At 71.7% G+C, this 24,937-nt stretch carries 25 protein-coding genes; 15 read left to right on the top strand and 10 right to left on the bottom strand.

Annotation, left to right across the window (positions count from 1 at the left end; translation table 11 throughout):
* Positions 1 to 49 precede the first annotated feature (49 nt).
* Positions 50 to 787 (top strand): response regulator transcription factor, encoded by a 738-nt coding sequence (locus tag NLX94_RS31840; RefSeq protein WP_254386596.1) that lies wholly within the window; start codon positions 50 to 52, stop codon positions 785 to 787.
* Positions 784 to 2,250, top strand: coding sequence for a HAMP domain-containing sensor histidine kinase (locus tag NLX94_RS31835; RefSeq protein ID WP_254386595.1), 1,467 nt, complete (start codon positions 784 to 786; stop codon positions 2,248 to 2,250). Before NLX94_RS31840 ends, NLX94_RS31835 begins: the two co-directional genes overlap by 4 nt.
* Here the strand turns inward: NLX94_RS31835 and NLX94_RS31830 are convergent.
* On the bottom strand, positions 2,230 to 3,228 hold the full coding sequence (locus tag NLX94_RS31830) for a phosphatidylinositol-specific phospholipase C (protein WP_254386694.1): 999 nt from the start codon (positions 3,226 to 3,228) through the stop codon (positions 2,230 to 2,232). The genes NLX94_RS31835 and NLX94_RS31830 overlap by 21 nt on opposite strands.
* 82 nt (positions 3,229 to 3,310) lie before the next feature.
* Entirely contained in the window at positions 3,311 to 3,880 is a 570-nt protein-coding gene (locus NLX94_RS31825; RefSeq protein ID WP_254386594.1) for a TetR/AcrR family transcriptional regulator, read from the bottom strand.
* 125 nt (positions 3,881 to 4,005) lie between these two features.
* Here NLX94_RS31825 and NLX94_RS31820 point away from each other — a divergent pair, with 125 nt between their 5' ends.
* Positions 4,006 to 4,785: an alpha/beta fold hydrolase gene (locus NLX94_RS31820; RefSeq protein ID WP_254386593.1), complete on the top strand. Its 780-nt coding sequence runs from the start codon at positions 4,006 to 4,008 to the stop codon at positions 4,783 to 4,785.
* Positions 4,786 to 4,855: 70 nt separating this feature from the next.
* Here NLX94_RS31820 and NLX94_RS31815 read toward each other — a convergent pair whose 3' ends face one another.
* Positions 4,856 to 6,685, bottom strand: coding sequence for a bifunctional UDP-sugar hydrolase/5'-nucleotidase (locus tag NLX94_RS31815; protein WP_254386592.1), 1,830 nt, complete (start codon positions 6,683 to 6,685; stop codon positions 4,856 to 4,858).
* A gap of 240 nt (positions 6,686 to 6,925) precedes the next feature.
* On the opposite strand from NLX94_RS31815, the gene mshD reads away from it, so the two are divergent.
* Positions 6,926 to 7,864, top strand: a complete 939-nt coding sequence (mshD, locus tag NLX94_RS31810) for a mycothiol synthase (protein ID WP_254386591.1) — start codon at positions 6,926 to 6,928, stop codon at positions 7,862 to 7,864.
* A 48-nt stretch (positions 7,865 to 7,912) separates the two neighbouring features.
* Here the strand turns inward: mshD and NLX94_RS31805 are convergent, their stop codons facing one another.
* The gene (locus NLX94_RS31805) at positions 7,913 to 8,215 is read right to left on the bottom strand and encodes a hypothetical protein (RefSeq protein ID WP_254386590.1); all 303 of its coding nucleotides are present in this window, start codon (positions 8,213 to 8,215) and stop codon (positions 7,913 to 7,915) included.
* A gap of 491 nt (positions 8,216 to 8,706) precedes the next feature.
* Here NLX94_RS31805 and NLX94_RS31800 point away from each other — a divergent pair, with 491 nt between their 5' ends.
* From NLX94_RS31800 to NLX94_RS31765, 8 genes are all read left to right on the top strand, one after another.
* Positions 8,707 to 11,037, top strand: coding sequence for an RNA degradosome polyphosphate kinase (locus NLX94_RS31800; RefSeq protein WP_254386589.1), 2,331 nt, complete (start codon positions 8,707 to 8,709; stop codon positions 11,035 to 11,037).
* Positions 11,018 to 11,974: a CHAD domain-containing protein gene (locus tag NLX94_RS31795; RefSeq protein WP_254386588.1), complete on the top strand. Its 957-nt coding sequence runs from the start codon at positions 11,018 to 11,020 to the stop codon at positions 11,972 to 11,974. Before NLX94_RS31800 ends, NLX94_RS31795 begins: the two co-directional genes overlap by 20 nt.
* A gap of 443 nt (positions 11,975 to 12,417) precedes the next feature.
* On the top strand, positions 12,418 to 13,554 hold the full coding sequence (gene pstS / locus NLX94_RS31790; protein WP_254386587.1) for a phosphate ABC transporter substrate-binding protein PstS: 1,137 nt from the start codon (positions 12,418 to 12,420) through the stop codon (positions 13,552 to 13,554).
* Positions 13,555 to 13,719: 165 nt separating this feature from the next.
* On the top strand, positions 13,720 to 14,709 hold the full coding sequence (gene pstC, locus NLX94_RS31785) for a phosphate ABC transporter permease subunit PstC (RefSeq protein ID WP_254386586.1): 990 nt from the start codon (positions 13,720 to 13,722) through the stop codon (positions 14,707 to 14,709).
* A complete protein-coding gene (gene pstA / locus NLX94_RS31780; RefSeq protein WP_254386585.1) occupies positions 14,709 to 15,791 on the top strand; it encodes a phosphate ABC transporter permease PstA in 1,083 nt (360 codons plus the stop codon). Before pstC ends, pstA begins: the two co-directional genes overlap by 1 nt.
* A gap of 30 nt (positions 15,792 to 15,821) precedes the next feature.
* Complete coding sequence (gene pstB, locus NLX94_RS31775; RefSeq protein ID WP_254386584.1) at positions 15,822 to 16,598, top strand: phosphate ABC transporter ATP-binding protein PstB; 777 nt, start codon at positions 15,822 to 15,824, stop codon at positions 16,596 to 16,598.
* 309 nt (positions 16,599 to 16,907) lie between these two features.
* Positions 16,908 to 18,374 carry a VCBS repeat-containing protein gene (locus tag NLX94_RS31770; RefSeq protein WP_254386583.1) on the top strand — a complete coding sequence of 489 codons (1,467 nt, stop codon included), beginning with the start codon at positions 16,908 to 16,910 and terminating at the stop codon, positions 18,372 to 18,374.
* Between the two features lie 39 nt (positions 18,375 to 18,413).
* On the top strand, positions 18,414 to 18,653 hold the full coding sequence (locus tag NLX94_RS31765) for an FG-GAP repeat protein (RefSeq protein ID WP_254386582.1): 240 nt from the start codon (positions 18,414 to 18,416) through the stop codon (positions 18,651 to 18,653).
* A 97-nt stretch (positions 18,654 to 18,750) separates the two neighbouring features.
* On the opposite strand, the gene NLX94_RS31760 is transcribed toward NLX94_RS31765, so the two are convergent.
* On the bottom strand, positions 18,751 to 19,749 hold the full coding sequence (locus tag NLX94_RS31760) for an inorganic phosphate transporter (RefSeq protein WP_254386581.1): 999 nt from the start codon (positions 19,747 to 19,749) through the stop codon (positions 18,751 to 18,753).
* A gap of 5 nt (positions 19,750 to 19,754) precedes the next feature.
* Positions 19,755 to 20,375 (bottom strand): DUF47 domain-containing protein, encoded by a 621-nt coding sequence (locus NLX94_RS31755; RefSeq protein ID WP_150519007.1) that lies wholly within the window; start codon positions 20,373 to 20,375, stop codon positions 19,755 to 19,757.
* A 194-nt stretch (positions 20,376 to 20,569) separates the two neighbouring features.
* Here NLX94_RS31755 and NLX94_RS31750 point away from each other — a divergent pair, with 194 nt between their 5' ends.
* The gene (locus NLX94_RS31750) at positions 20,570 to 20,932 is read left to right on the top strand and encodes a metal-sensitive transcriptional regulator (RefSeq protein ID WP_254386580.1); all 363 of its coding nucleotides are present in this window, start codon (positions 20,570 to 20,572) and stop codon (positions 20,930 to 20,932) included.
* A gap of 36 nt (positions 20,933 to 20,968) precedes the next feature.
* Here the strand turns inward: NLX94_RS31750 and NLX94_RS31745 are convergent, their stop codons facing one another.
* The gene (locus NLX94_RS31745) at positions 20,969 to 21,124 is read right to left on the bottom strand and encodes a hypothetical protein (protein WP_254386703.1); all 156 of its coding nucleotides are present in this window, start codon (positions 21,122 to 21,124) and stop codon (positions 20,969 to 20,971) included.
* A 167-nt stretch (positions 21,125 to 21,291) separates the two neighbouring features.
* Positions 21,292 to 22,131: a hypothetical protein gene (locus NLX94_RS31740; RefSeq protein ID WP_254386579.1), complete on the bottom strand. Its 840-nt coding sequence runs from the start codon at positions 22,129 to 22,131 to the stop codon at positions 21,292 to 21,294.
* A 146-nt stretch (positions 22,132 to 22,277) separates the two neighbouring features.
* Here NLX94_RS31740 and NLX94_RS31735 point away from each other — a divergent pair, with 146 nt between their 5' ends.
* Both NLX94_RS31735 and NLX94_RS31730 read left to right on the top strand, forming a co-directional pair.
* On the top strand, positions 22,278 to 22,499 hold the full coding sequence (locus tag NLX94_RS31735) for a hypothetical protein (RefSeq protein ID WP_254386578.1): 222 nt from the start codon (positions 22,278 to 22,280) through the stop codon (positions 22,497 to 22,499).
* A 64-nt stretch (positions 22,500 to 22,563) separates the two neighbouring features.
* On the top strand, positions 22,564 to 22,797 hold the full coding sequence (locus tag NLX94_RS31730; protein WP_254386577.1) for a hypothetical protein: 234 nt from the start codon (positions 22,564 to 22,566) through the stop codon (positions 22,795 to 22,797).
* Positions 22,798 to 22,941: 144 nt separating this feature from the next.
* Here the strand turns inward: NLX94_RS31730 and NLX94_RS31725 are convergent, their stop codons facing one another.
* Positions 22,942 to 23,655 carry a phosphatase PAP2 family protein gene (locus NLX94_RS31725; protein ID WP_254386576.1) on the bottom strand — a complete coding sequence of 238 codons (714 nt, stop codon included), beginning with the start codon at positions 23,653 to 23,655 and terminating at the stop codon, positions 22,942 to 22,944.
* A gap of 213 nt (positions 23,656 to 23,868) precedes the next feature.
* Positions 23,869 to 24,873, bottom strand: a complete 1,005-nt coding sequence (locus NLX94_RS31720; RefSeq protein ID WP_308402598.1) for an NlpC/P60 family protein — start codon at positions 24,871 to 24,873, stop codon at positions 23,869 to 23,871.
* Positions 24,874 to 24,937 lie beyond the last annotated feature (64 nt).

Here is a 24,937-nt window from a genome sequence, read left to right as displayed (position 1 = left end):
GCCCGTGCGAGCCTGTTAGGAGACCGACCACCACCTGGGGGGACCCCGTATGAGCGCCGAAGGCGACCAGCAGCGCATCCTCGTCGTCGACGACGAACCGGCCGTGCGCGAGGCCCTGCGCCGCAGCCTGGCCTTCGAGGGGTACGGAACGCAGACCGCCGTCGACGGACTCGACGCCCTCGACCAGGCGGACGCGTACGCCCCCGACCTGATCATCCTCGACATCCAGATGCCGCGGATGGACGGACTGACCGCCGCCCGCCGGCTGCGCGCCGCCGGCAGCACCACGCCGGTCCTGATGCTGACCGCCCGCGACACGGTCGGCGACCGCGTCACCGGCCTCGACGCCGGCGCCGACGACTACCTGGTGAAGCCGTTCGAGCTGGACGAGCTCTTCGCCCGGGTCCGCGCCCTGCTCCGCCGCAGCTCCTACGCCGCCCCCGCCCCCGGGGACGGCCACCCCGGGGACGCCGACGCGCTGACCTTCGGCGACCTGCGCATGGACCTCGCCACCCGCGAGGTCACCCGTGGCGGGCGCCCGGTGGAGCTGACCCGCACCGAGTTCACCCTGCTGGAGATGTTCCTCGCGCACCCGCGCCAGGTCCTGACCCGCGAGCAGATCCTCAAGACCGTATGGGGCTTCGACTTCGAGCCCAGCTCCAACTCCCTGGACGTGTACGTGATGTACCTGCGCCGCAAGACCGAGGCCGGGGGCGAGCCCCGCATCGTGCACACCGTGCGCGGGGTGGGCTACGTACTGCGGGCCGGCGAGAGCGGTCCCGAGTGAGCCCCAGCGCCAGATTCCGCGGCCTGCCGCTGCGCTCCCGCCTGGCCCTGCTGGTCACCGTCGCGGTGGCGCTCGCCGTCGCGGCCGTCGCCGCGGTGTCCTGGGTGATGGTGCGCACGCAGCTGCGCGACCAGCTGGACCAGTCCCTGATGTCCACGAACGCGTCCGCCGAGGTGGGCCGGCTCATCTTCGACAACCGGCCGTGCCCGGAGAAGGCTCCGGCCCAGAGCAGCCAGAACGCGCAGCCCGGCCAGGAGATCGCCGGCAGCCTCAACGCGTCCGTGCAGATCGTGACGGCCGACGGCAGGCACTGCTGGGTGAGCGGACCGGAGAACCTGCCGGTCACCAAGCTCGACAAGGAGATCGCCGCGGGCGTGCGGGGCGGCACCCTGCACGACGTGACGACCGCCGAAGGCGTGGACATGCGCGTCTACACCCAGCCCGCGCGGGTCTCCCAGACCTCCCCCCTCTTCGCCATCTCGGTCGCCAAGCCGCTCGCGGACATCACCGAACCCCTGTCCACCCTGGCCTGGGTGCTCGTGTTCGTCTCCGGCGTCGGAATCCTCGGCGCCGGCGTGGCCGGCCTCTGGGTGGCCCGTACGGGCCTGCGCCCGGTCGACGAGCTGACCGGAGCCGTCGAGCACATCGCCCGCACCGAGGACCTCACCGTTCGCATCCCCGACGAGGGCGACGACGAGATCGCCCGCCTGTCGCGCTCCTTCAACTCGATGACGGCGGCCCTCGCCTCCTCCCAGGAGCGCCAGGCCCAGCTGATCGCGGACGCCGGCCACGAGCTGCGCACCCCGCTCACCTCGCTGCGCACCAACATCGAACTGCTGGCGCGCAGCGAGGAGACCGGCCGGGCCATCCCGCCGGAGGACCGCAGGGAGCTGCTGGCCTCGGTCAAGGCGCAGATGACGGAACTGGCCTCGCTGATCGGCGACTTGCAGGAACTGTCCCGCCCGGACGCGGCCACCCCCGGCCCCCTCGGCGTGGTGGCCCTGCACGAGATCGCGGGCGCGGCGCTGTCCCGGGCCCGGCTGCGCGGTCCGGAGCTGGAGTTCGACTCGGACCTGGCGCCCTGGTACGTACGCGGCGAGGCGGCGGCCCTGGAGCGGGCGGTGGTCAACGTCCTCGACAACGCGGTGAAGTTCAGTCCGCCGGGCGGCGCGGTCACCGTGTCGCTGCGCGCGGGCGAGCTGACCGTGCGCGACCGCGGCCCCGGCATCCCGGCCGACGACCTCCCGCACGTCTTCGAGCGCTTCTGGCGCTCCCCGTCGGCCCGTTCCCTGCCCGGCAGCGGCCTCGGCCTGTCCATCGTGGCCCGTACGGTGCAGCGCGCGGGCGGCACGGCCGCCCTGCGGGCCCCGGCGGACGGCGGCCCGGGCACGGAGGCGGTCCTCAGCATCCCGGGCGCCCCGACGCCTCCGCCCGCGCAGGCGTCAGTTGTGCCGGATCAGTGAGGCGACCAGGCCGGAGCGGGTGTTCGGGAAGTCCATGGGGACGATGCCGAGCCCGGTCCGGCCGGTCAGTTCGGAGCCGTCGACGAAGGCGTGCACCTGCGGGTTCAGGCGGTCGGAGTTCCAGCGGGGCGGCAGGGCCGCGGCCGTGCTGGTGTAGTTCATGAAGAGCTTGCCGGGCTGCTGGACGGCCTTGCGGAAGTGGTTCTCGATCCTGCCCCGCTTGGCGAAGGGCTCGGCCATGTAGTCGTCCTGGATGTCGAAGACGTTGCCGTCGCCGTAGCGCAGGCCGCCGGGCAGGCCGCCGTTGTCGGGCAGCAGCAGGACCTTTCCGCGGACCTTGCCGAGGAGCGGGAGCGCGTTCTCGATCCGGAAGAGCGGGGCCCAGCCCCGGTTGTTCAGGTAGTCGTCGAAGACGGCGCGGAAGGCGGCGTCGCTCTCCTCGGAGTACTCCTGCTTGAGCCGCATCAGCACGGTCTCGGAGGGGTGCGCGGCGAGGAAGTTCCAGCAGGCGGCGAGGACGTCGCCGAACATCAGGTTCTGGTAGTACGCGCCGTGGTGGATCGCGAACGATCCGCCGGTCACCCGGCAGCGGACGTCGAGGAAGCGGATCCCGGAGTCGAGCTGCGCGGTGATGGAGGTGTTCTGGCAGGCGACGTAGAGCCCGCCCCGGGTGGCGCCCGAGTCGTGGGTGCCGGGGATGGTCATGCGCTGGAGCGGGGTGGAGTCGGCGAGCCCGCTCATCCAGTCCTGGGTGGAGAGCGCGCCCGCCGCGGCACCCCTGGCCCCGGTGGCGGCCGAGGCGGTGCCGGCGCCCGCGCCGAGGAGGGCCGCGCCGCCCAGGGCCGCCGCCCCCGCCAGGAAGCCGCGCCGCCGCAGCCCCGTAGCCGTGCCGCCGTCGGTGCCCTTGCCGCCGTCCGTGCCGACGCCCGTGCCCGTGCCGCCGTCCGTGCCAACGCCCGCACCCGTGCCCGTGCCCACGCCCATGCCCGCCCCTTTGCCGACCCAGTGGTGGCCCGGATTATGGCGTGCGGAGCCCGCCATTACTACCCACGGGTAGCGGTCAGCTTTCGAGCAACTCGGCCATCGCGCGCAGCCCTTGGGCGAGGGAGCGGCCGTCCGGCGCGTGCTCCGGGTCGGTCAGGCACTGCACCATGACCCCGGTGAGCAGCGCGAGGTGCACCGAACCGAGGCTCCGTACGTCCTCCTCCGCGACCTCCTCGGCCGGGACCCCGCGCAGCTGCGCGGCCACCATGCGCCGGTTGTGGCGCTGCCCCTCCGCCAGGACCGCGAGCAGTTCCGGCGAGGACTGCGCGTGCACGAAGGCCTCGACGGAGGCGGTCCAGAGCCAGCGCATCTCGCCGAAGTCCCGGATCTTGCGGTCCCAGGTGTCGGCGTAGCGCTCCCGCGCGGTGTCCCCCTGTCCGGCGAGCCGGCCCGAGCCCGCGGCCCACTCGTCCATGGCCGCGAACAGCGCCTGGTTGAGCAGGGCCTCGCGGGTGCCGAAGTGGTAGCCGATCGCGGCCATGCTCACCTGCGCCGCCGAGGCGATGTCGCGCACGGTCGTCCGGAGGTACCCCTTCTCCTCCAGGCAGCGCCGGGCTCCGGCCAGCAGGTCCTCGCGATTTCCCATGCCGGGATCGTAGCCGCGCAGGGTTTTGGGCAAGCGCCCCAGACGCACGTATTGCGCGCTTGCCCAAATCCTGCCAGGCTGGTGATCACGGCCCACCGACCAGCACACACGGGGAGAGCAACGCCATGCGCCACGAGCTGAAGATCGACGACCGCACCCTGTCCTACCTGGACTTCGGCGGACCCGGCCGCCCGCTGCTTGCCCTGCACGGCGGCATGTCCGAGGGCCTCGCCTTCGCCCCGCTCGCCGAGGCCCTCGGGGACGCCTGGCGGGTCATCGCCCCCGACCAGCGCGGCCACGGGGACTCCGACCGGGCCGCCGGCTACGGCCGCGCCGGATACGTCTCCGACGCCGTCGCCCTGCTCGACCACCTCGGGCTGGACGAGCCCGTCGCCCTCCTCGGCTACTCCCTCGGCGGGCTCAACGCCCTCCACCTGGCCGCCGCCCACCCCGACCGGATCTCCGTGCTCGTCGACGCGGAGTCCGCCGTGGAGATCGACCCCGCCGACAGCGGGTGGATGGCCTTCCTGCGGGCCATGCGGTACACCGCCGCCACCCGCGAGGAACTCCTCGAAGCGGCCGGGCCGGTGGGCTCGCAGTTCGTGGCGCAGGCCCTGCGCCCGCTGCCCGACGGGGGCTGGCGGCTCCCGTTCCACCCGCAGGACATGCTCGACTCCGTCGAAGCCTGCCGCGGCGACCACCGGGCCGCCTGGCTCGCGAGCACCTGCCCGGCGCTGCTGATCCACGGCACCCGCAGCGCCTCCCTGCCGCAGGCACAGGCCGACGCCATGGTCACCCGGCGGCCCGGGACCTCGTACGCGCCCCTGGACGGCGACCACTTCCTGCCGTTCACGCACCCCGCCGAGTTCCACGAGGCGGTGCGCTCCTTCCTGGCCGCGCACTGAGCACTCGGCCCCGGGAACGCCGAAGGGGCGGCGGGCCGACCGGCCCACCGCCCCTCCTTCCGTACAGGTGTTACTTGATGACCGTGATCCGGTCCGCCGCCGGCGGCGCCAGCGGCGCGGCCGGCGAGGAGTGCCCGGTCAGGTAGGCGTTGAAGATGTCCAGGTCGGACGCGCCGACCAGCTTGTTCTTGTGCTCCTTCAGGACGCCGAAGCCGTCACCGCCGCCCGCGAGGAACTCGTTCATCGCGACGCGGTAGGTGCGGGCCGGGTCGATGGCCTCGCCGTTCAGCTTCACCGAGTCCACGACGATGCGGTCCGCGCCCGCCTTGGTGGTGTCCAGGGTGTAGGTGAAGCCCTTGGAGACCTGCAGGATCTTCGGGCTCAGGCCGTTGACCGGGCCGGTGACCTGCTGCTGGAGCGCGGTGATCAGCTGGGCGCCGGTCAGGTCGACGACCGTCATCATGTTGGTGAAGGGCTGGACCGTGTACGACTCCCCGTACGTCACCACCCCGTCGCCCTCGGCGCCGGCGGCCTTGTAGGCCAGGTCCGAGCGGATGCCGCCCGGGTTCATGAGGGCGAGCTGGGCGCCGCCCTTGTCCGCCGGGGCCAGGGCCTCCAGCTGGGCGTCGGCGATCACGCTGCCGAGCGGCTTCTCGTACTCCGTCGAGCCGCGGCCCGCGATGTCGGCCGAGATGTAGCCCATGGGACGGTTCGCGATCGGCGCGGCCAGCGCGTTCCAGCGCTGGATCAGCTCGGTCAGGTCGGGAGCCTTGGGCTGGTCCCGGTTGACGACCTTCTGGACCACCAGCGGCGCCTTGACCGGCGTACGGACGATGTCCTTGGTGCGGCGGTCGTAGGTGAGGGTGGTGTCCGTGTACAGACGGCCGTAGGAGGCGGCCGAGGTGACCGTGCGCGAGTTGCCCGCCGGGTCGGGGATGTTGCACGCGTACGCCTGGTGCGTGTGACCGGTGACCAGGGCATCGACCTTCGGCGAGACGTTCTTCGCGATGTCGACGATGGCCCCGGAGATGCCGGCGCCGGCGCCCGGCACGTTGCAGTCGTAGTTGTACGCGCCGCTCGCGGGCAGGCCGCCCTCGTGGATCAGCGCCACGATCGACTTCACGCCCTGCCGGTTCAGCTGGTCGGCGTACTTGTTGATCGTCTCGACCTCGTCGCCGAAGGTGAGGCCCTTGACCCCGTCGGCGGTCACGATGTCGGGGGTGCCCTCCAGGGTGACGCCGATGAAGCCGATCTTCACGTCCCCCTTCTTCCAGATGTAGGTCGGGTTCAGCATCGGACGCTTGGTCCGGTCGTCCACGACGTTGGCGGCGAGGTACTTGAACTCGGCGCCGCCGAACTCCTTGCCCGGCTCGAAGCAGCCCTCGACCGGGTGGCAGCCGCCGTACTGCATGCGGCGCAGCTCGGTCTTGCCCTCGTCGAACTCGTGGTTCCCGACGCTGCTCACGTCCAGGTCGAGGTCGTTGAGCGCCTCGATGGCCGGCTCGTCGTGGAAGAGGCCCGACACCATCGGGCTGGCGCCGATCATGTCGCCGGCCGCGGCGGTCACGGAGTACCGGTGACCCTTGCGGGCCTCGCGCAGGCTGGTGGCGAGGTACTCGACACCGCCCGCCGGTATGGCCTTGGTGGTGCCGTCGGCCTGACGCTCGGTCACGTTGCCCGAGGAGCCCTGCGGGGGCTCGAGGGTGCCGTGGAGGTCGTTGAACGACAGCATCTGTACGTCGACGGTACGGCCGCGGTCGTGGTCGCGGCCGTATCCGTCACCACTCGCGGCTCCGGCCGGAAGGGCGGCGGCGAGCATCGCACCGCCCGCCGTGGCAACGGCGAGAGCGGTGAGGGCCAACCGGCGGGTTCGGCGGTGCCGTTGTGGCGTCGCTGACATTTGGTCCCCTTTGTGGACAGCGATACATCTTGGGAGGTCTGCCGAAGCCTAGAGTCAACGCGCGTAGCGCGACAGGGGGTACCGGGTATCGAGCTGGTTACACGCGGAAGAAGGACGGCCGTCGGCGGGGCATTCCGGGCCCCCGGCCGCTCCCCCAGCTGCTCCCCCGGCCGTACGCCGTCAGCGCCCCGTCCGGGCCGCACCCCGCCCGGCCCCCGCGGTGGTCGTAGGCTCGGTTCCATGACTGACGACGCAGCAGCGGTCCTGGAGCCGGGACGGCAGATCCAGACCCTCGACGAACTGACGGACGAACAGGCCGACGCCGTTCTCGCCCTGATCGAGGACGCGGCCCGCACCGACGGCACCACCGCCGTCTCCGAGCAGGGCCGGCTCCAGCTGCGCGGCGGAGCGCGCGAGGGGATCCGCCACTTCCTCCTCACCGCCGACGGACGGCTCTCCGGCTACGGGCAACTGGAGGACACCGACCCGGTGGAGGCCCCCGCCGCCGAGCTCGTCGTCCACCCCGCGCTGCGCGGGCGCGGGCACGGGCGGGCGCTGGGCACCGCCCTGCTGGCCGCCTCCGGCAAGCGGATCCGCGTATGGGCGCACGGCGGCAAGTCGGCGGCCCGCCACCTCGCGCAGGTGCTCGGGCTGACCCTGTTCCGCGAACTGCGCCAGCTCCGCCGCCCGCTCGGCGCCTCCGCCGACGCGGCCCCGCTGCCGGAGGCCGTGCTCCCGGCGGGCGTGACCGTACGCACCTTCGTGCCCGGCGCCGACGACGCCGCCTGGCTGGCCGTCAACGCGGCGGCCTTCGCCCACCACCCCGAGCAGGGCTCGCTCACGCAGCGGGACCTGAACGACCGCATCGCGCAGCCCTGGTTCGACGCCAAGGGCTTCTTCCTCGCGGAGCGCGACGGCGAACTGATCGGCTTCCACTGGACGAAGGTGCACGCCGAGCAGCAGCTCGGCGAGGTCTACGTGCTCGGCGTACGCCCCGGCGCGCAGGGCGGCGGCCTCGGCAAGGCCCTCACCGCGATCGGCCTGCGCCACCTCGCCGGGGAGGGCCTGCCCACGGCGATGCTCTACGTGGACGCCGACAACCCGGCGGCCCTGGCCGTGTACGAGGGCCTCGGCTTCTCCACCCACGAGGTCGACCTGATGTACCGCACGGAAAGCTGACCGCACCGGCGGCCCCGGGCCCCGGGGCCGCCCGGAATCCCTGCCCGGCTACTCGGCACCCACCTTGCAGGCGCTCTCCGCCGTCGCCTTGGTCACGCCGCTGACCTCGGTCAGGCCGGTCACGCACTCGCTCTGGGCCCCGGTCACCGCGATGTAGCACGCCGCGCGGACGGCCGCCGGAGCCTCGCCGCCCTTCAGCTCCCGCTCCACCTGGCTGATGCAGGCCGACACGTCCGCGGGGGCCGCCTGGACGGCGGGGACGGCCTGGGCGGCGGGGGCCGCCAGGGCCGCGCCTCCCAGGGCGAGGGTCAGCCCGGTAAGAACACCTGCGATACGGCTCGACGTGCGCATGGCACGCACCTGCTCTCCGGAACCGCCGCGCGGCCCGGCCCCGGACGCGCCGGGACCCTCGACGTACGGCCCCGGAGGCACCGGAACCCTGGACGTACGGACCCCGGAGGCACCTGAACCCGGACGCACCGGACCACGTGGAAACGACGCCGAGCACACCCGGCCGGCGTAAGGCCCCGGGCCCGGTCCCCGTACCGGACCGGCTCGGCAGGACACCCCTCCCTCCCACCGACGCTAGAACACCCCCGGGCCGCACGCACCCGCTGACGCGGGACGAGGGGCCGGCCGGTGCCGACCTGGGCCGGGGCGCAGCCAAGGCCCCCCGGCCCCCGGTCAGCACCAGCTGACCCCCTCCCGGACCCTGGAAGCCATACGCCATTAACCGGGCATTAATGCGCGCTCGCGAAGCTGACCGCATGCAGCCCCGACTCCGACTGACGGCCGACCCGTCCGACGCGCCTGTCCTCCCGCGTGCGCGGAAGAATGGAGTCATGAGCCACAAGCCCAGCGCAGCCCCCACCGAGGTCCCCAACCAGCAGCCGCCGCACAAGTTCGCGTCCCCGTCCGCGCCCTCGGCCGCCGACGTCTCCGACTCCACGGCCGCCGCCGCGGCGACGCCCGAGGCCGTCGCCGCCCGCGCGGCCACCGGCGCCCACGCCCGCCTGGGGTCCATAGCCGCCCACCGCCCGCACGTCGATCTGGAACCGGATCTCGACGCGGACCTGGACGCCTACGACGAGAAGGACACCGGTGAGCTGCCACCGGGCCGCTTCCTCGACCGGGAGCGCAGCTGGCTCGCCTTCAACGAGCGGGTCCTCGAGCTCGCCGAGGACCCCGCCACGCCCCTCCTGGAGCGCGCGAACTTCCTGGCGATCTTCGCCAGCAACCTCGACGAGTTCTTCATGGTCCGCGTCGCCGGCCTCAAGCGCCGCATCGCGACCGGCGTCGCCACCCGTTCGGCCTCGGGCCTGCAGCCCCGCGAGGTCCTCGACCTCATCTGGACCCGCTCCCGCGAGCTCATGGCCCGCCACGCCGCGTGCTTCCAGCAGGACATCGCCCCGCAGCTCGCCGAGGAGGGCGTCCACCTCATCCGGTGGCCCGACCTCACCGAGAAGGAGCAGGCGCGCCTCTTCACCCTGTTCCGCAACCAGATCTTCCCGGTGCTCACCCCGCTGGCCGTGGACCCCGCGCACCCGTTCCCGTACATCTCCGGGCTCTCCCTGAACCTGGCCGTGGTCGTACGCAATCCCGTCAGCGGCCACCGCCACTTCGCCCGCGTCAAGGTCCCGCCGCTCCTGTCCCGCTTCCTGGAGGCCTCCCCGCAGCGCTACGTCCCGCTGGAGGACGTCATCGCCGCGCACCTGGAGGAGCTGTTCCCCGGCATGGAGGTGCTCGCGCACCACATGTTCCGCGTGACCCGCAACGAGGACCTCGAGGTGGAGGAGGACGACGCGGAGAACCTCCTCCAGGCCCTGGAGAAGGAGCTCATGCGGCGCCGCTTCGGCCCGCCGGTGCGCCTGGAGGTCGAGGAGTCCATCGACCCCGGGGTCCTGGACCTGCTCGTGCAGGAGCTGAAGGTCAACCCGTCCGAGGTGTACCCGCTCCCCGGCCCCCTCGACCTCACGGCCCTCTTCGGGATCGCCTCGCTGGACCGCCCGGAGCTGAAGTTCCCGAAGTTCGTCGCCGGCACGCACCGCGACCTCGCCGAGGTCGAGTCCGCGTCCGCGCCCGACATCTTCGCCGCGCTGCGCGAGCGCGACGTGCTGCTGCACCACCCGTACGACTCCTTCTCCACCTCGGTGCAGGCCTTCCTGGAGCAGGCCGCCGCCGACCCGGACGTCCTCGCGATCAAGCAGACGCTGTACCGGACCTCCGGCGACTCCCCGATCGTGGACGCCCTGATCGACGCCGCCGAATCCGGCAAGCAGGTCCTCGTACTCGTCGAGATCAAGGCCCGCTTCGACGAGCAGGCCAACATCAAGTGGGCGCGCAAGCTGGAGGAGTCCGGCTGCCACGTGGTCTACGGGCTCGTCGGCCTCAAGACCCACTGCAAGCTGTCGCTCGTCGTCCGCCAGGAGGGCGACACGCTGCGCCGCTACTCCCACGTCGGCACCGGCAACTACCACCCCAAGACGGCACGGCTCTACGAGGACCTCGGCCTGCTCACCGCCGACCCGCAGGTCGGCGCGGACCTCTCCGACCTCTTCAACCGGCTGTCCGGCTACTCGCGCCGCGAGACCTACCGCCGGCTGCTGGTGGCCCCGCGCTCGCTGCGCGACGGCCTGATCTCCCGGATCGACAAGGAGGCCGCCCACCACAGGGCGGGCCGCCCCGCGTACGTCCGCCTCAAGATGAACTCCATCGTCGACGAGGCACTGATCGACTCGCTCTACCGGGCCTCGCAGGCGGGCGTGCCCATCGACATCTGGGTCCGCGGCATCTGCGCGATCCGCCCCGGTGTCCCCGGGCTCTCGGACAACATCCGGGTCCGCTCGATCCTCGGCCGCTTCCTGGAGCACTCCCGGGTCTTCGCCTTCGGCAACGGCGGCGAACCCGAGGTGTACATCGGCAGCGCCGACATGATGCACCGCAACCTCGACCGCCGCATCGAGGCACTGGTCAGGGTCGCCGACCCGGCCCACCGCGCGGCACTGGACCGGCTGCTGGCGACCGGGATGTCCGACGAAACCAGTTCCTGGCACCTGGGCCCGGACGGCGAATGGACCCGGCACAGCACGGACGGCGAGGGCCAGCCGCTGCGGCACGTTCAGGAGATGCTCATTGACGCCCGGAGGCGCCGGCGTGGCTCAGCCAAACCATGACCTGACCGCGACGACGGCAGGCACCGTGCTCGGTACGTACCTGCGTGCGCAGGCCACCGCTTTCCTGCGGGGCCTGCGCCTGCACGAGGAGGGCGCGGCGAGCGGCGGCGCCGAGGGCAGCGAAGCGGCGCGCAGCCTGCGGGGGGCTGCGCGCCGGATCTCCTGCTCCCTGTCCACGTTCAGGGCGGTCGCCGATTCCTCGTGGGCGGATTCGCTGCGCACCGAGCTGGTCTGGCTCTCGGCGACCCTGGCCGACGAGCACGCGTACGCGGCCCGGCTGCTGCGGCTGATGGACGCCCTGCAGCGGCTGTCGGGAAGCCCCGAGGTACCGGCGCCCCGGGGGACGGCGGGCTCGCTGACCGTGGGCTCGGCCCGCGCGGGCGCCCTGCTGGAGCGCCAGCTCACCCTGGCCCGGACCCGGGCCCACTCCGCGACCCTGCAGGCGCTGGGCTCCTCCCGCTTCCACGCGGTCGCGGACGCGGTGGCCGTACTGGCCTCCGAGGTCCCGCTGGACCCCGTAGCGGCCCGGGGACGGGTGGACGAGGTCCTGGTGCCCCTCGCCGAGGTGGCTCATTCCCGCCTGTCCGCGGCCGTGCACTCCCTCCCGGCCCCCTCACCCTCGCACCCGTACGACGCGGACCACGACAGCGCCTGGAACGAGGTGCGCCGCCTGCTGCGCGTCCACCGCTACGCCCAGGAGGCCCTGGGCGGCGACGTGGCCCGCCTGACGGTCGCGGGCGAGGCCCTGACCCGCCACCGCGACGCGGCGGAGGCCGCGGCCGCCTCGGCCACGGCGGCCCGCACCCCCCGCATCGCCCCGGCGACGGCGTACGCCCTCGGCGTCCTGCACGCCGACCAGCGGCACGAGGTCGAAGCCTCCCGCACCACCTTCCAGCACCTGTGGCAGCCGGCCGGTTCCAGCCACGCCGGAGTCTGACCTCGCGGCTCCCGAGCCCTTCGGCCCCGCCGATCCCACCCCGCCCGCCGCCGGCCGAATCCAGCCCCGCCGGCGTTTGAGGCGCAGGGGTCCGGGGGCTGGCCCCCGGCAACGGCGCCGCACCCCCGCCGCCGACGACCCCGGCCCCGGCCCCGGCCCCGGCCCCGGCCCCGGCCCTCAACGGTCACGCCGCGATAACGGCGGGATAACAGGAGATGACCTCCGCCTCCGGCGAAGCCCCATCGCACCACCCCGTCCGCCACGGTTCACCATCCGTTCACTTACCCCGGTCGGCCGCTTCACCTGATCTGCCTAACTTCGTAGACGCAGGGAGCGAGTCACCGCGAAGGCGGACGATTCCTCCGGGCAACCGACGTAGTCCTCTTCGCACGCCGCCCCGATACAGAAAGCGGCCGGCGGCTTCTGGAAGGAAACACCCGAAAGTGAAGCTTCAGCGCAAGAACATGCTTCGTGCCTCCGCCCTCGGGGCGCTCGTCGTGTCCGGCGCCCTGGTCCTCACGGCGTGCGGCTCGGACGACAACACCAAGACCGACGCCGGCGCCTCGGGCAAGCCTTCCGCCGCCGTCGGCGACATCAAGTGCGACGGTGCCAAGGGCAAGCTCCTCGCCTCGGGCTCCTCCGCGCAGAAGAACGCGGTCGACCTGTGGGTCAAGAACTACATGGCGGCCTGCTCCGGCGTCGAGGTGAACTACAAGTCCTCCTCCTCCGGTGAGGGCATCGTCGCGTTCAACCAGGGCACCGTCGGCTTCGCCGGCACGGACTCGGCGCTGAAGCCCGAGGCCATCGAGGAGTCGAAGAAGATCTGCACCGGCGGTCAGGGCATCGACCTGCCGATGGTCGGCGGCCCCATCGCCATCGGCTTCAACGTCGCCGGCGTCGACAAGCTGGTCCTCGACGCCCCCACGATCGCCAACATCTTCAACGACAAGATCAAGAAGTGGGACGACGAGGCGATCAAGAAGCTGAACCCCGGCGTCACGCTTCCCGCCACCGCGATCCAGGCGTTCCACCGCTCCGAGGACTCGGGCACCACCGAGAACCTCGGCAAGTACCTCAAGGCCGCCGCGCCCGAGGCCTGGACGTACGAGGCCGCGAAGAAGTGGCCGGCCCCGGGTGGCCAGGGCGCCTCCGGCTCCTCCGGTGTCGCCTCGCAGGTCAAGGCCGTTGACGGCGCGATCGGCTACTTCGAGCTCTCCTACGCCTCCTCGCAGAGCATCAAGACCGTGGACGTCTCCACGGGCGCCGCTGCCCCGGTCAAGGCCACGGGCGAGAACGCCTCCAAGGCCATCGCCGCCGCCAAGATCTCCGGCACCGGCGACGACCTGGCGCTGAAGCTCGACTACGCCACCAAGGCCGAGGGCGCGTACCCGATCGTCCTGGTGACCTACGAGGTCGTCTGCGACAAGGGCAACAAGCCCGAGACGCTCTCGACCGTGAAGTCCTTCCTGAACTACACCGCGTCCGACGCCGGCCAGAAGGTCCTGACCGAGAACGGCTACGCGCCGATCCCGGCCGAGATCAACGCCAAGGTCCGCGAAGTCATCGCGAAGCTCGCCTGATCGAGTCGTCGAAGTAATCGAGTAATCGACTGATCAAGACCCCCGGGCCATCCGGTCCGCTCCCCCCGTCCGGGGAGCGGACCGGCCCGGGGACCCTCCCCTCCACCCAGGGGATCCGGTGCACCGCCGCCAGGGGGCCTGCCCCCCATCCAGACCGGAAAGAACATGGCTTCCACCACACCCACCCAGATAGACACGGCTCCGCCTGTCTCCAAGAGCGGAAGGTCCACCGGCCGCGCCGGTGACAAGATCTTCGCGGGCCTCTCCCAGGGCTCCGGCATCCTGCTCCTGGTGATCATGGCGTCGATCGCCATCTTCCTCACCTACCGCGCGTCCATCGCGCTGGCCGACAACGAGGGCAACTTCCTCACCACGTTCGACTGGAACGCGTCGGCCAATCCCCCCGTCTTCGGCATCGCCGTCCTGCTCTTCGGCACCGTCGTCAGCTCGATCATCGCGATGGCCATCGCGGTTCCGATCGCTGTCGGCATCGCCCTGTTCATCTCGCACTACGCGCCGCGCAAGCTGGCCGCCCCCATCGCCTACGTGGTCGACCTGCTGGCCGCCGTGCCGTCGATCATCTACGGCATCTGGGGCGCCCTCTTCCTCGTCCCGCAGCTCGCCGGGCTGAACCTCTGGCTCGACGAGTACATGGGCTGGACCTACGTCTTCGACAAGACCCAGGTCGGCGTCGCCCGCTCGCTCTTCACCGTCGGCATCCTGCTCGCGATCATGATCCTGCCGATCGTGACCAGCGTCAGCCGCGAGGTCTTCCTCCAGGTCCCGCGCATGAACGAGGAGGCCGCACTGGCCCTCGGCGCGACCCGCTGGGAGGTCATCCGCATGTCGGTCCTGCCCTTCGGCCGCTCCGGAGTCATCTCCGCCTCGATGCTCGGCCTCGGCCGCGCGCTCGGCGAGACCATGGCCGTCGCGACCGTCCTCTCCCCGAGCTTCCTGATCTCCGGCCACCTCCTGGACCCGGGCGGCGGCACGTTCGCGCAGAACATCGCCGCGAAGTTCGACGAGGCCAACGAGTTCGGCCGCGACGCCCTGATCGCCTCCGGCCTCGTGCTCTTCCTGCTCACCCTGCTGGTCAACGGCGCCGCCCGGCTGATCATCGCCCGTCGCAAGGACTTCTCGGGGGCGAACGCCTGATGAGCCACGCACTCCAGGACCAGCGCCCCTCCCGGGCCCGCCAGTCCGTCGCCCCCAGCAGCCTGACGCAGGGCCACCTGCCCCGCTGGGCCCCGGCCGGCATCGCCGTCCTCTCGACCGCCCTCGGCTCCGGCCTCGGCGTCCTCTTCGACCTCCACAGCAAGGTCCAGTGGGGCCTGCTCGCGGCCATCCTCTTCGTGGTCATCACGTACACGGCCAGCTCGGTCGTCGAGAACCGCCGCCAGGCCAAGGACCGGGTCGCGACCTCCGTCGTCTGGGTCTGCTTCATCCTCGCCCTCGTCCCGCTGCTCTCGCTGCTGTGGACGACGATCAGCCGCGGCATCAAGGTCCTCGACGGCGGCTTCCTCAGCCACTCGATGAACGGCGTGACCTCCTTCGAGGCCGGCGGCGGCGTCTACCACGCCCTCCTCGGCACCATCGAGCAGGTCGCCCTGGCCACCGCGATCTCGGCGCCCATCGGCCTGCTGACCGCCGTCTACCTGGTCGAGTACGGCAAGGGCTCGCTCGCCAAGGCCGTCACCTTCTTCGTCGACGTCATGACCGGCATCCCCTCCATCGTCGCGGGTCTCTTCATCCTCACGACGTGGACCCTGATGCTCGGCTTCGGCCCCTCCGGCTTCGCCGGCGCCCTGGCCCTGTCGATCCTGATGATGCCCGTCGTGGTCCGCTCCACCGAGGAGATGCTCAAGCTCGTCCCCAACGAGCTGCGCGAGGCCGCCCTGGCCCTCGGCGTACCGAAGTGGCGCGTGATCCTCAAGGTCGTCGTGCCCACCGCCATCGGCGGAATCGCCACCGGCGTGATGCTGGCCGTCGCCCGTATCGCGGGCGAGACCGCGCCGATCATGCTGCTGGTCTTCGGCACCCAGCTGATCAACAACAACCCCTTCGAAGGTGCCCAGTCCTCGCTCCCCCTGTACATCTGGGAGCAGTACAAGGTCGGCAGTGAAGCCTCCTACGACCGGGCATGGGCCGCAGCGCTCGTCCTGATCGCCTTCGTCATGATCCTCAATCTGGTGGCCCGCGGCATCGCCCGCTGGAAGGCCCCCAAGACCGGTCGCTGACGCGACTCTTTGAAAGCGAAGTGACCCCTCATGGCTAAGCGAATCGACGTCAGCGGACTGTCCGCCTTCTACGGCACCCACAAGGCCATCGACGACATCTCGATGACCGTGGAGCCCCGCTCCGTGACCGCCTTCATCGGCCCCTCCGGCTGCGGCAAGTCCACCTTCCTGCGCACCCTGAACCGCATGCACGAGGTCACCCCCGGCGGCCGCGTCGAGGGCAAGGTGCTGCTGGACGACGAGAACCTGTACGGCCCCGGCGTGGACCCGGTCGCGGTCCGCCGCACGGTCGGCATGGTCTTCCAGCGCCCGAACCCCTTCCCCACCATGTCGATCTTCGACAACGTGGCGGCGGGCCTGCGCCTCAACGGCTCCTATCGGAAGTCCGAGCTCTCGGACATCGTGGAGAAGTCCCTCCAGGGCGCCAACCTCTGGAACGAGGTCAAGGACCGCCTGAACAAGCCGGGCTCCGGCCTCTCCGGCGGCCAGCAGCAGCGCCTGTGCATCGCCCGCGCCATCGCGGTCGAGCCCCAGGTCCTCCTGATGGACGAGCCCTGCTCGGCCCTCGACCCGATCTCCACCCTCGCCATCGAGGACCTGATCGGCGAGCTCAAGGAGCGCTTCACGATCGTCATCGTGACGCACAACATGCAGCAGGCGGCGCGCGTCTCCGACCGCACGGCCTTCTTCAACCTCTCCGCGGTCGGCCAGCCCGGCAAGCTGATCGAGCTCGACGACACGGACCGGATCTTCTCGAACCCGTCCGTGCAGGCGACCGAGGACTACATCTCCGGCCGCTTCGGCTAAACCGGACCAGACATCACGCGGCTCCGCCGCGTGACGCAGGCGTCCTGCGGTGCTGCATGGCGGTGCCACCGCAAGGCGAAAGAAAAAAGGGCCGGCTCCCCCTGGGTGGGGGGAGCCGGCCCACTTCTTTTCCCGGCCCCCGCACACCACCCACCCACCCACCCACCCACCCACCCACCCACCCACCCACCTGATCGTGACCTGGATCACAACAACCCTGGCGCCCGCTCGTCGGTCATACGTACGCCAGCGACAAGTCACGTACGGGAAGCGGCCGTTATCGCCGCCACCGGACTCCGGGGGGATCCTTTGCGCAGCACCACGTACCTGACGGCCGCCGCCTGCACCGCGGCCGTGCTGGCCGTCACCGGCCTGCCCCCCGCCACGGCGGCCCCGGCCGCCCCGGCCAAGCCCCTGACCAAGGACACCGCCGACTTCAACGGCGACGGCTACGCCGACCTCGCCATCGGCGCCCACACCGCCACCGTGAACGGCGTCAAGCGGGCCGGCGCCATCACCATCGCCTACGGCTCGGCCACCGGCCTGAAGCACGACACGGCCGCGGTCATCACCCAGGCCACCCCCGGCGTCCCCGGCGACCCGGCCCCGGACGGCAAGTGGCGCGAGGTCTCGGCCCACGGCGACTTCGACGGCGACGGCTACGACGACCTGTACGTCCAGTGGGTCTCGAAGAACGTGATCCTCTGGGGCTCCAAGACCGGTATCACGGGCGCCTCCACCACCCTCCCGCGGGGCACCGCCACGTCCACCGACCCCGAGCTCCTCGGTGCCGGCCTCGGTACCGGCGACATCAACGGCGACGGCACCGACGACATCGTGATCCGCTCCCACGGCGGCCGCCTCGGCTTCACGTTCTCCGTCCTGTCCGGGCCGATCAACCGGACCACGGGCAGAGCCGCGTCCACCGTCGTCCGCGACATCTGGAACCAGGACGGCATCGGCCTCCGCGGCAACGGCCTCTTCGTCGGAGACATCACGGGCGACGGGCTCGCGGACGTCACCGTCGTCGGCCACCGCGACTACAAGCCCGCGAGCACCGTCCTCAAGGGCAGCCCCACCGGCCTGGTCAAGGGCAGCGGCACGTTCAAGGAGTACGCGAACTACTCGACCCCGTACGGCTCCGCCTTCGGCGACCTCAACGGTGACGGATACCTGGACCTGGCCGTCGGCCTCGGCTACTCCCATGCCCAGACCAACGCCGTGCGGGATGCCGTCAGCGTGAACTACGGCGGCCCGAACGGCCTCAGCACCACCACTCCCGCCCTGCTCCTCTCCCAGTCCTCCCCCGGCGTCCCCGGCGTGTCCGAGATCGGCGACCGCTGGGGCAGCACCCTGGAGATCACCGACACCGACGGCGACGGCTTCGCGGACCTGCTGATCGGCGCCTCGTACGAGACCGGTGACGACGCGGCCACCACCACCGGCGCCGGCGCCGTCACCGTGCTGCGCGGCAGCAGGACCGGCATCACCACCACCGGCGCGAAGACCCTCACCCAGAACACCGCAGGCGTCCCCAGCGCCTCCGAGAACAACGACCACTTCGGCTCCGCGATCGCCGCGATCGACTCGGACAAGAACGGCAGGCCCGAGGTCTACGTCGGCGGCAACGGCGAGGACGGCTTCACCGGCCGCGTCTGGAACCTCACCACCGCGCCCGGCACCGGCCTCACGGGCACGGGCGCCACCAGCTTCGGCCTGACCGCCCTCGGCGGCACCGCCGGAGCCTCCAACTTCGGCTACCGCTTCGCGGGCTAACCCGAACCGGAGCCCCCGCCCTCACCGGAGCCCTCACCCATGCGCAAGCAGACCCTGGCGGTCGACGTCGCCGACGTCGACGGGGACGGCTACGCCGACCTGCTCATCGGGGCTCCGGGCGAGATCGGTCCGGGCCCCAAGGGCAACAGGTCCGGCGCCGTCACCGTGCTGCGCGGCAGCAAGACCGGCATCGCCACCACCGGCGCCACCAGCTTCAACCTCGCCGACCTCGGCGGCCCGAAGGGCCTCGCCTCCTTCGGCTTCCGCACCGTCGGCTGACCCACCCGCACGCCCGACATGCCAGTGCGCCCCGCCGGATCGGCCGATCCGGCGGGGCGCACTGGTTTCCGTACGGCATCGCGTACGACGCGTACGGTCACACGAAGGCGAGGTTGACCACCCAGAAGCTGAGGGCCGCGACCAGCGCCGCCGCCGGCATGGTGATGAACCAGCCCAGGATGATGTTCTTGGCGACGCCCCAGCGGACCGCGTTCACCCGCTTGGTCGCGCCCACACCCATGATCGCCGAGGTGATCACGTGGGTGGTGGAGATCGGCGCGTGGAAGAGGAACGCCGAGCCGAACATGATCGAGGCACCGGTGGTCTCCGCCGCGAAGCCCTGCGGCGGGTCCAGCTCGATGATCTTGCGGCCGAGGGTGCGCATGATGCGCCAGCCGCCCGCGTACGTACCCAGCGAGAGCATCACGGCACACGCGACCTTGACCCAGACCGGGATCGCGTCGCCCTGGTTCTGCACGTCCGCGATGACCAGGGCCATCATCACGATGCCCATGGTCTTCTGCGCGTCCTGCAGACCGTGGCCGAGCGCCATGCCGGCCGCCGAGACCGTCTGCGCGATGCGGAACCCGCGCTTGGCCTTGTGCGGGTTGGCGCGGCGGAACATCCACATGATGGCGACCATCACCAGGTAGCCGACGACGAGGCCGACCACCGGGGAGATGAACATCGGGATGACGACCTTGTCGACCACGCCCGACCAGATCACCTCGGTCCCGCCCGCCAGCGCCGCGCCCACCATGCCGCCGAACAGCGCGTGCGAGGAGGACGAGGGCAGGCCGAAGTACCAGGTGATCAGGTTCCAGACGATCGCGCCGACGAGCGCCGCGAAGAGGATCCACATGCCCCGGTTGCCGTGGGGCGTCTCGATCAGGCCCTCGCTCACCGTCTTGGCGACCCCGCTGCCGAGGAAGGCACCGGCGAGGTTCATGACCGCGGCCATCGCGAGCGCGGCGCGCGGGGTCAGCGCACGGGTCGAGACCGAGGTCGCGATCGCGTTCGCGGAGTCGTGGAAACCGTTCGTATAGGTAAAGCCGAGCGCGACACCGATGGTCACGACCAGTGCGAAGGTGTCCACGAGGTTCAGGACTCCTTGACCGCGATGGTCTCCACCGTGTTCGCGACGTGCTCGAACGCGTCGGCCGCCTCTTCGAGCACGTCGACGATCTGCTTGAGCTTCAGCACCTCGATGGCGTCGTACTTGCCGTTGAAGAGCTGGGCGAGCAGCTTGCGGTGGATCTGGTCGGCCTGGTTCTCAAGGCGGTTGACCTCGATCCAGTACTCGGTCAGGTTCTCCATCGTGCGCAGGTGGGGCATGGCCTCGGCGGTCAGCTCGGCCGCACGCGCCAGGACCTCGATCTGCTGCTCGACGCCCTTGGGGAGCTCCTCCACGTTGTAGAGGACGACCAGGTCGACCGCCTCCTCCATGAAGTCCATGATGTCGTCGAGGCAGGACGCCAGGTTGTAGATGTCCTCGCGGTCGAACGGCGTGATGAAGGAGGAGTTGAGCTGGTGGAAGATCGCGTGGGTGGCGTCGTCTCCCGCGTGCTCCGCTGCCCGCATCCGCTCCGCGATCTCGGCCCGGGCGGAGGAGTCCGCTCCGAGCAGTTCCATGAGGAGCTTGGAGCCCGTGACGATGTTGTCCGCGGATGCGGCGAACATGTCGTAGAAGCTCGTCTCCCTGGGGGTCAGACGAAATCGCACGTGAGGTCCTCGGGGTGCATTGGATTCGGTCAGGCTGATGCTAGGCGCATCCCCCGGCCACGGCTAACCGGCAGTTCCCCAGTGTCCTCCATCAGGCAGAGTGAGGACGACGGCCCCCTGCCCTCGCGGCCTGGGGCCGGTACCCTATACCCATGAGGGGTATAGGTCCCCCATTCCGGACCACGGGAGGACGCATGACTGCCATCCAGGCGGAGGGCTCCGGAGCCACGACGGCCACGGATACGGACGCGGGCGCGGACACCAGCACCGGCGCGGTGCACGGCTACCACCACCAGAAGGACGAGCACCTCAAGCGCCTGCGCCGGATCGAGGGCCAGATCCGCGGACTCCAGCGCCTCGTCGACGAGGACGTCTACTGCATCGACATACTCACCCAGGTCTCGGCGAGCACGAAGGCGCTCCAGTCCTTCGCGCTCCAGCTCCTGGAGGAGCACCTGCGCCACTGCGTCGCCGACGCCGCCCTCAAGGGCGGGGGAGAGATCGACGCCAAGGTCGAGGAAGCGACGAAGGCGATCGCCCGGCTGCTGCGCACCTGAGGCGGACCCGGGGAGCCGGGGTCGGCCGGACAGGGGTCAGCCGGACATCACGCCCATCAGCACCTCGTCGATCCGGTCCTGGCTGAGCCGCTCCTCGGCCACGGCCGACGCCGCGATGATCAACTCTCCGCACAGGTCGATCTCGGCGAGAGCCACGAGGTCCTGCACCGTCGAACCACCTGCGGGAGTCACGCGTGTCACCTCAATCTGCCGTCGTCCGGTCGCCGGCGTTCGGCTTCTCAGCGTAGGGAGCGCGCGGCGCGGCGCGCATGACACGGATGGACCATTTCCGGCCCCCCACGCCGGACCGGTGGCCCGCCGTGGGGCCCGATCGCGCCGCACCCGGGGGCGCCGGACGGCTAATCGGCGATCTTCCCGGCGTAAATGTCCCCTTCGGGCGGCAGCACGACGGCGACCGGGGTCCCGAAGCCGTAGAGCAGCGTGGTGGAGGACACATCGATCACGCCATTGTTGACGTAGGTGAAACGGTGCCGGACCTTCCGCAGCAGGCCCGCGGAGTCGAGATAGGCGTCGAACGGCACCGCGTCCTTGCTGAACCCTTTCGCCGCCGCCTCCAGCGCCCCCTTCACCGCCGGTGAGGCCTGCGCCGCCGCCCGCGCGATGTCGGTCGTGCCCCGGTAGTGCCGCACCTTGGTCCCGCCCACCTCGGTCTCGCCCACGTACGTCACCTCCTGCGCCCCGCGCAGCAGCTCGGCCGCGGCCATCGGATCGGTGGCCCCGCCGGTGACGAGGTTCCCGTCGGCGAGGGCGGTCGTGTCGACGCGCACCCACTTGTCCTCGGGGACGCCCGCGCCCCGGTTCTTCATGTAGAGCGCCCCGGGCACCAGCAGCTCGGTGATCGGCCGGTGCTCGGCCTTGCCCTTGGCGTCGTCGGGGAGCATGACCAGCAGCTGCGCCATCCGGTTCCTGAAGTCGACCCCGCCCTCGCCCCGGATCGTGACCCGGGTGCCGCCCGTCGCCATCTCCATGGCGGTACGGGCCTGCGCGCTCCCGGTCCCGGCGAGCGCGTCGGGGGCCGCGCGGACCGTCGCCAACGGGTCCCCGGCGGGCCGGGCGTCGTCGCCCGCGACGGCGTCGCCGCCGCACCCGCTCAACGCCGCCACCGTCAGGGCCAGGCCGACCGCGACCGCAGCCCGATCCGCGCGACCCCGCCTCCGCCTGTGCTGGTGCACCACCATCGCCTGCCAACCCCCAACGCGTGACAGCTGTTTTCCCGAGGCCCCCACCCGCTCCGCTTAACGAGGTCCCGGGCCTCCCGTCACGGCCGCGCCCTCCGTGCGCCGGGCCAGTGCCCCGCCAGCCCCCGGCCCGGTACCTTGGTGGAGTGGAACCGCACACCGAAGCGACCCTCGTCCCTCCGCTTGCCGCAGTGCCGCTGCCCCGAGACCCATCGGGCCCGGCGCCGACCCCGTCCACCGATCACGTCACGAGCACCTCCGAGCGGGGCTCGTTCAGCCTGGCCGCCTGTACGTGCGGCTGGCGCGGCCCCGCCCGCCGCTCCCGCGACCTGGCCCGCAAGGACGCCACCGGCCACGCCCCGCAGTAGCCCGGGATCGCCCGAACGGACGGCCCGGCTGGCCGACGCGCCCGGGAGCGGTTGCCCTTGACTCATGCCCGGACCCGCGCCACGACTCGCCGCCCTCCTCTGGGCCCTGCTGATCGCGCTCGGCCCCGCCGCCCCGGCCCGGGCAAGCCCCGTGGGCACGGCCGACGGCCCCGGGGACGTCGCCCTGGCCATCGGCGTCACCGCCACCGCGGCCACCGCGACCGGCCTGTGGCTGCGCTCCCGCTACCGGCGCTCCGAGGCGGAGGCGGACGGCACGGACCCCGGCGGCGATCCGTGACCCCGCCCCCGCGTTCCCGCCCGGCCGCGGTCCGCGTCTGTTTCGGGGCCGCGGCGCTGTGCCTGCTGGCGGCCGTGGTGCTGACCCTCTGGGACTCGTACCGCATGGGCTGACGCTCCGGGCACCGCCGGGAGCATCACCGGCTCAGGCGGCGAGGTCGCTCTCGTGCCCGCGCCCCGCCGGCTCCGTCGCCGCGAGGCCCACCGGGCGGGCCACCACCCGGTCGCCCGCCCGCACCAGCACGCCCAGGCGCGGGGAGCGGGCCACCGCCCGGACCAGCGGGGTCAGCAGCGCCATCGCGACCGGCGCGAGCAGCAGCACCACCGCGGTGCCCAGGGCGAGCCCGCCGATGACGTCGGTCGGATAGTGCCGGCCCGTGTAGACCCGCGTGAACCCCTCCAGCAGCGCCAGCCCGATCCCGATGGAACCGAGCCTGCGGTGCGCGACGAACAGCCCGACGCCGAGGGCCATCACGAGCGTCGTGTGGTCGCTGACGAACGAGAAAGCGCTCTGGCCGATCCCGGTGCCGGACTCCTGCACCTCCAGCCCGCCGTGCTGCGCCGCGGGCCGCGGCCGGCCCACGAACTCCCGCAGCGGAACGTTGAGGAGGAGCGCCGCCCCGGCGGCGAGCGGGGCCCACACGAGCGCGGTGAAGGTCTCGACGGCGGCGGACTCGTCCTGCCGGCGCGCCCCGCGCCAGCACCACAGCACCAGGAGGACGAGGGCCAGCGGGATCCCGTACTCGCCGAGGACGGCGACCGTGCGGTCCAGCCAGTCCGGGGCTCGCCGCGCCAGTCCGTTGATCTCGTACAGCAGGCTTACATCCACGTTCGGCCCACCTGTTGTGAGTCCAGCCATGGTGATGCGGCCCCTTGCCCTTGCCTTGGTACCCGTACGGCCCCACGCCTGTGTGCGGCCCTTCGCCCCCCGGTGATCAATCCGGCGCTTCCGCTCGTCCTGCCCCCAGTGACCATGGAACGCCCGTTCTGGCGGCTACGTTCCACTCTCCACCGAATGATCACCCCAACGTTATCGAAGAGTGACTCATCGTTGCAGCTCAGGGCCTTCGCTTCACGCTGTGTTGCCGACGCCCTCGCGCCGGGGCAACGCCTCCGCGCCGTCCTTCGTCACGCGCGTCGCGCCGAAGTAGTCGGGCGTGTCGATCTTGTCGAAGCGGATCACGGCTCCGGTGAACGGGGCGTTGATCATGTATCCGCCGCCCACGTAGAGCCCGACGTGCCGGATCTCCCGCGAGTTCGTCAGATCGTCGGAGAAGAACACCAGGTCACCCGGGAGCAGTTCCGCGCGCGAGGGATGCGGACCGGCGTTGTACTGGTCGTTCGCCACGCGCGGCAGATCGACCCCCACCGACTCGTACGCGGCCTTGGTCAGCCCCGAGCAGTCGAACCGCCCGCCCTGCTCGGGCGTGCCGTTCCCGCCCCACAGGTACGGGGTGCCCAGCTGCTTCTGCGCGAAGTAGATGGCCCCGGCCGCCTGCTGGGAGGGCGCCACCCGTCCGACGGGAGCCTCGAAGCTCTTGGCCAGGGTCGTGATGGTCTTCACGTACCCCTGGGTCTCCCGGTACGGCGGGACGCCCCCGTACTTCTGCACCGCGCCCGGGCCGGCGTTGTAGGCGGCCAGCATGTTCTTGACCGGGTCCCCGGCCACCTTGCCCACCTGCCGCGCCAGCACGCAGTCGTACGAAGCCGCCGACGGGATCGCGTCGTTCGGGTCCCAGATGTCACGGTCGCCGTCGCCGTCCCCGTCGATCCCCTGCGTCGCCCAGGTCCCCGGGATGAACTGCGCGATGCCCCGCGCGTCCGCCGGACTCACCGCACCCGGGTTCCAGCCGCTCTCCGAGTAGAGCTGGGCGGCGAGCACCGCCGGGGTGAGCGTCGGACAGAGGTTGCCCCACTTCTGCACGAGGGACTGGTACTTCCCCGGCACGGCCCCCTTCGCGAGCCCTCCGGCCCGGCCGCCGGCGCCGGTCGCGATGCCGGCGGCCGCCGAGTAGGTACCGACCACGAGCAGGGCGAGGAAGCACAGGCACGCCCCGAAGCTGATTCCACCGATCACCCAGAGTCTGCGCACCCGCCAACCTTCCCCCATCGAACGGCCTTTCCCGGCGCTTGTGCCACCC

The sequence above is a fragment of the Streptomyces sp. TBY4 genome (assembly GCF_024213195.1).
Classification (GTDB): domain Bacteria; phylum Actinomycetota; class Actinomycetes; order Streptomycetales; family Streptomycetaceae; genus Streptomyces.
The sequence above is the reverse complement of the archived record's forward strand: the minus strand, read 5'-3'. Positions and strand labels throughout refer to the sequence as shown.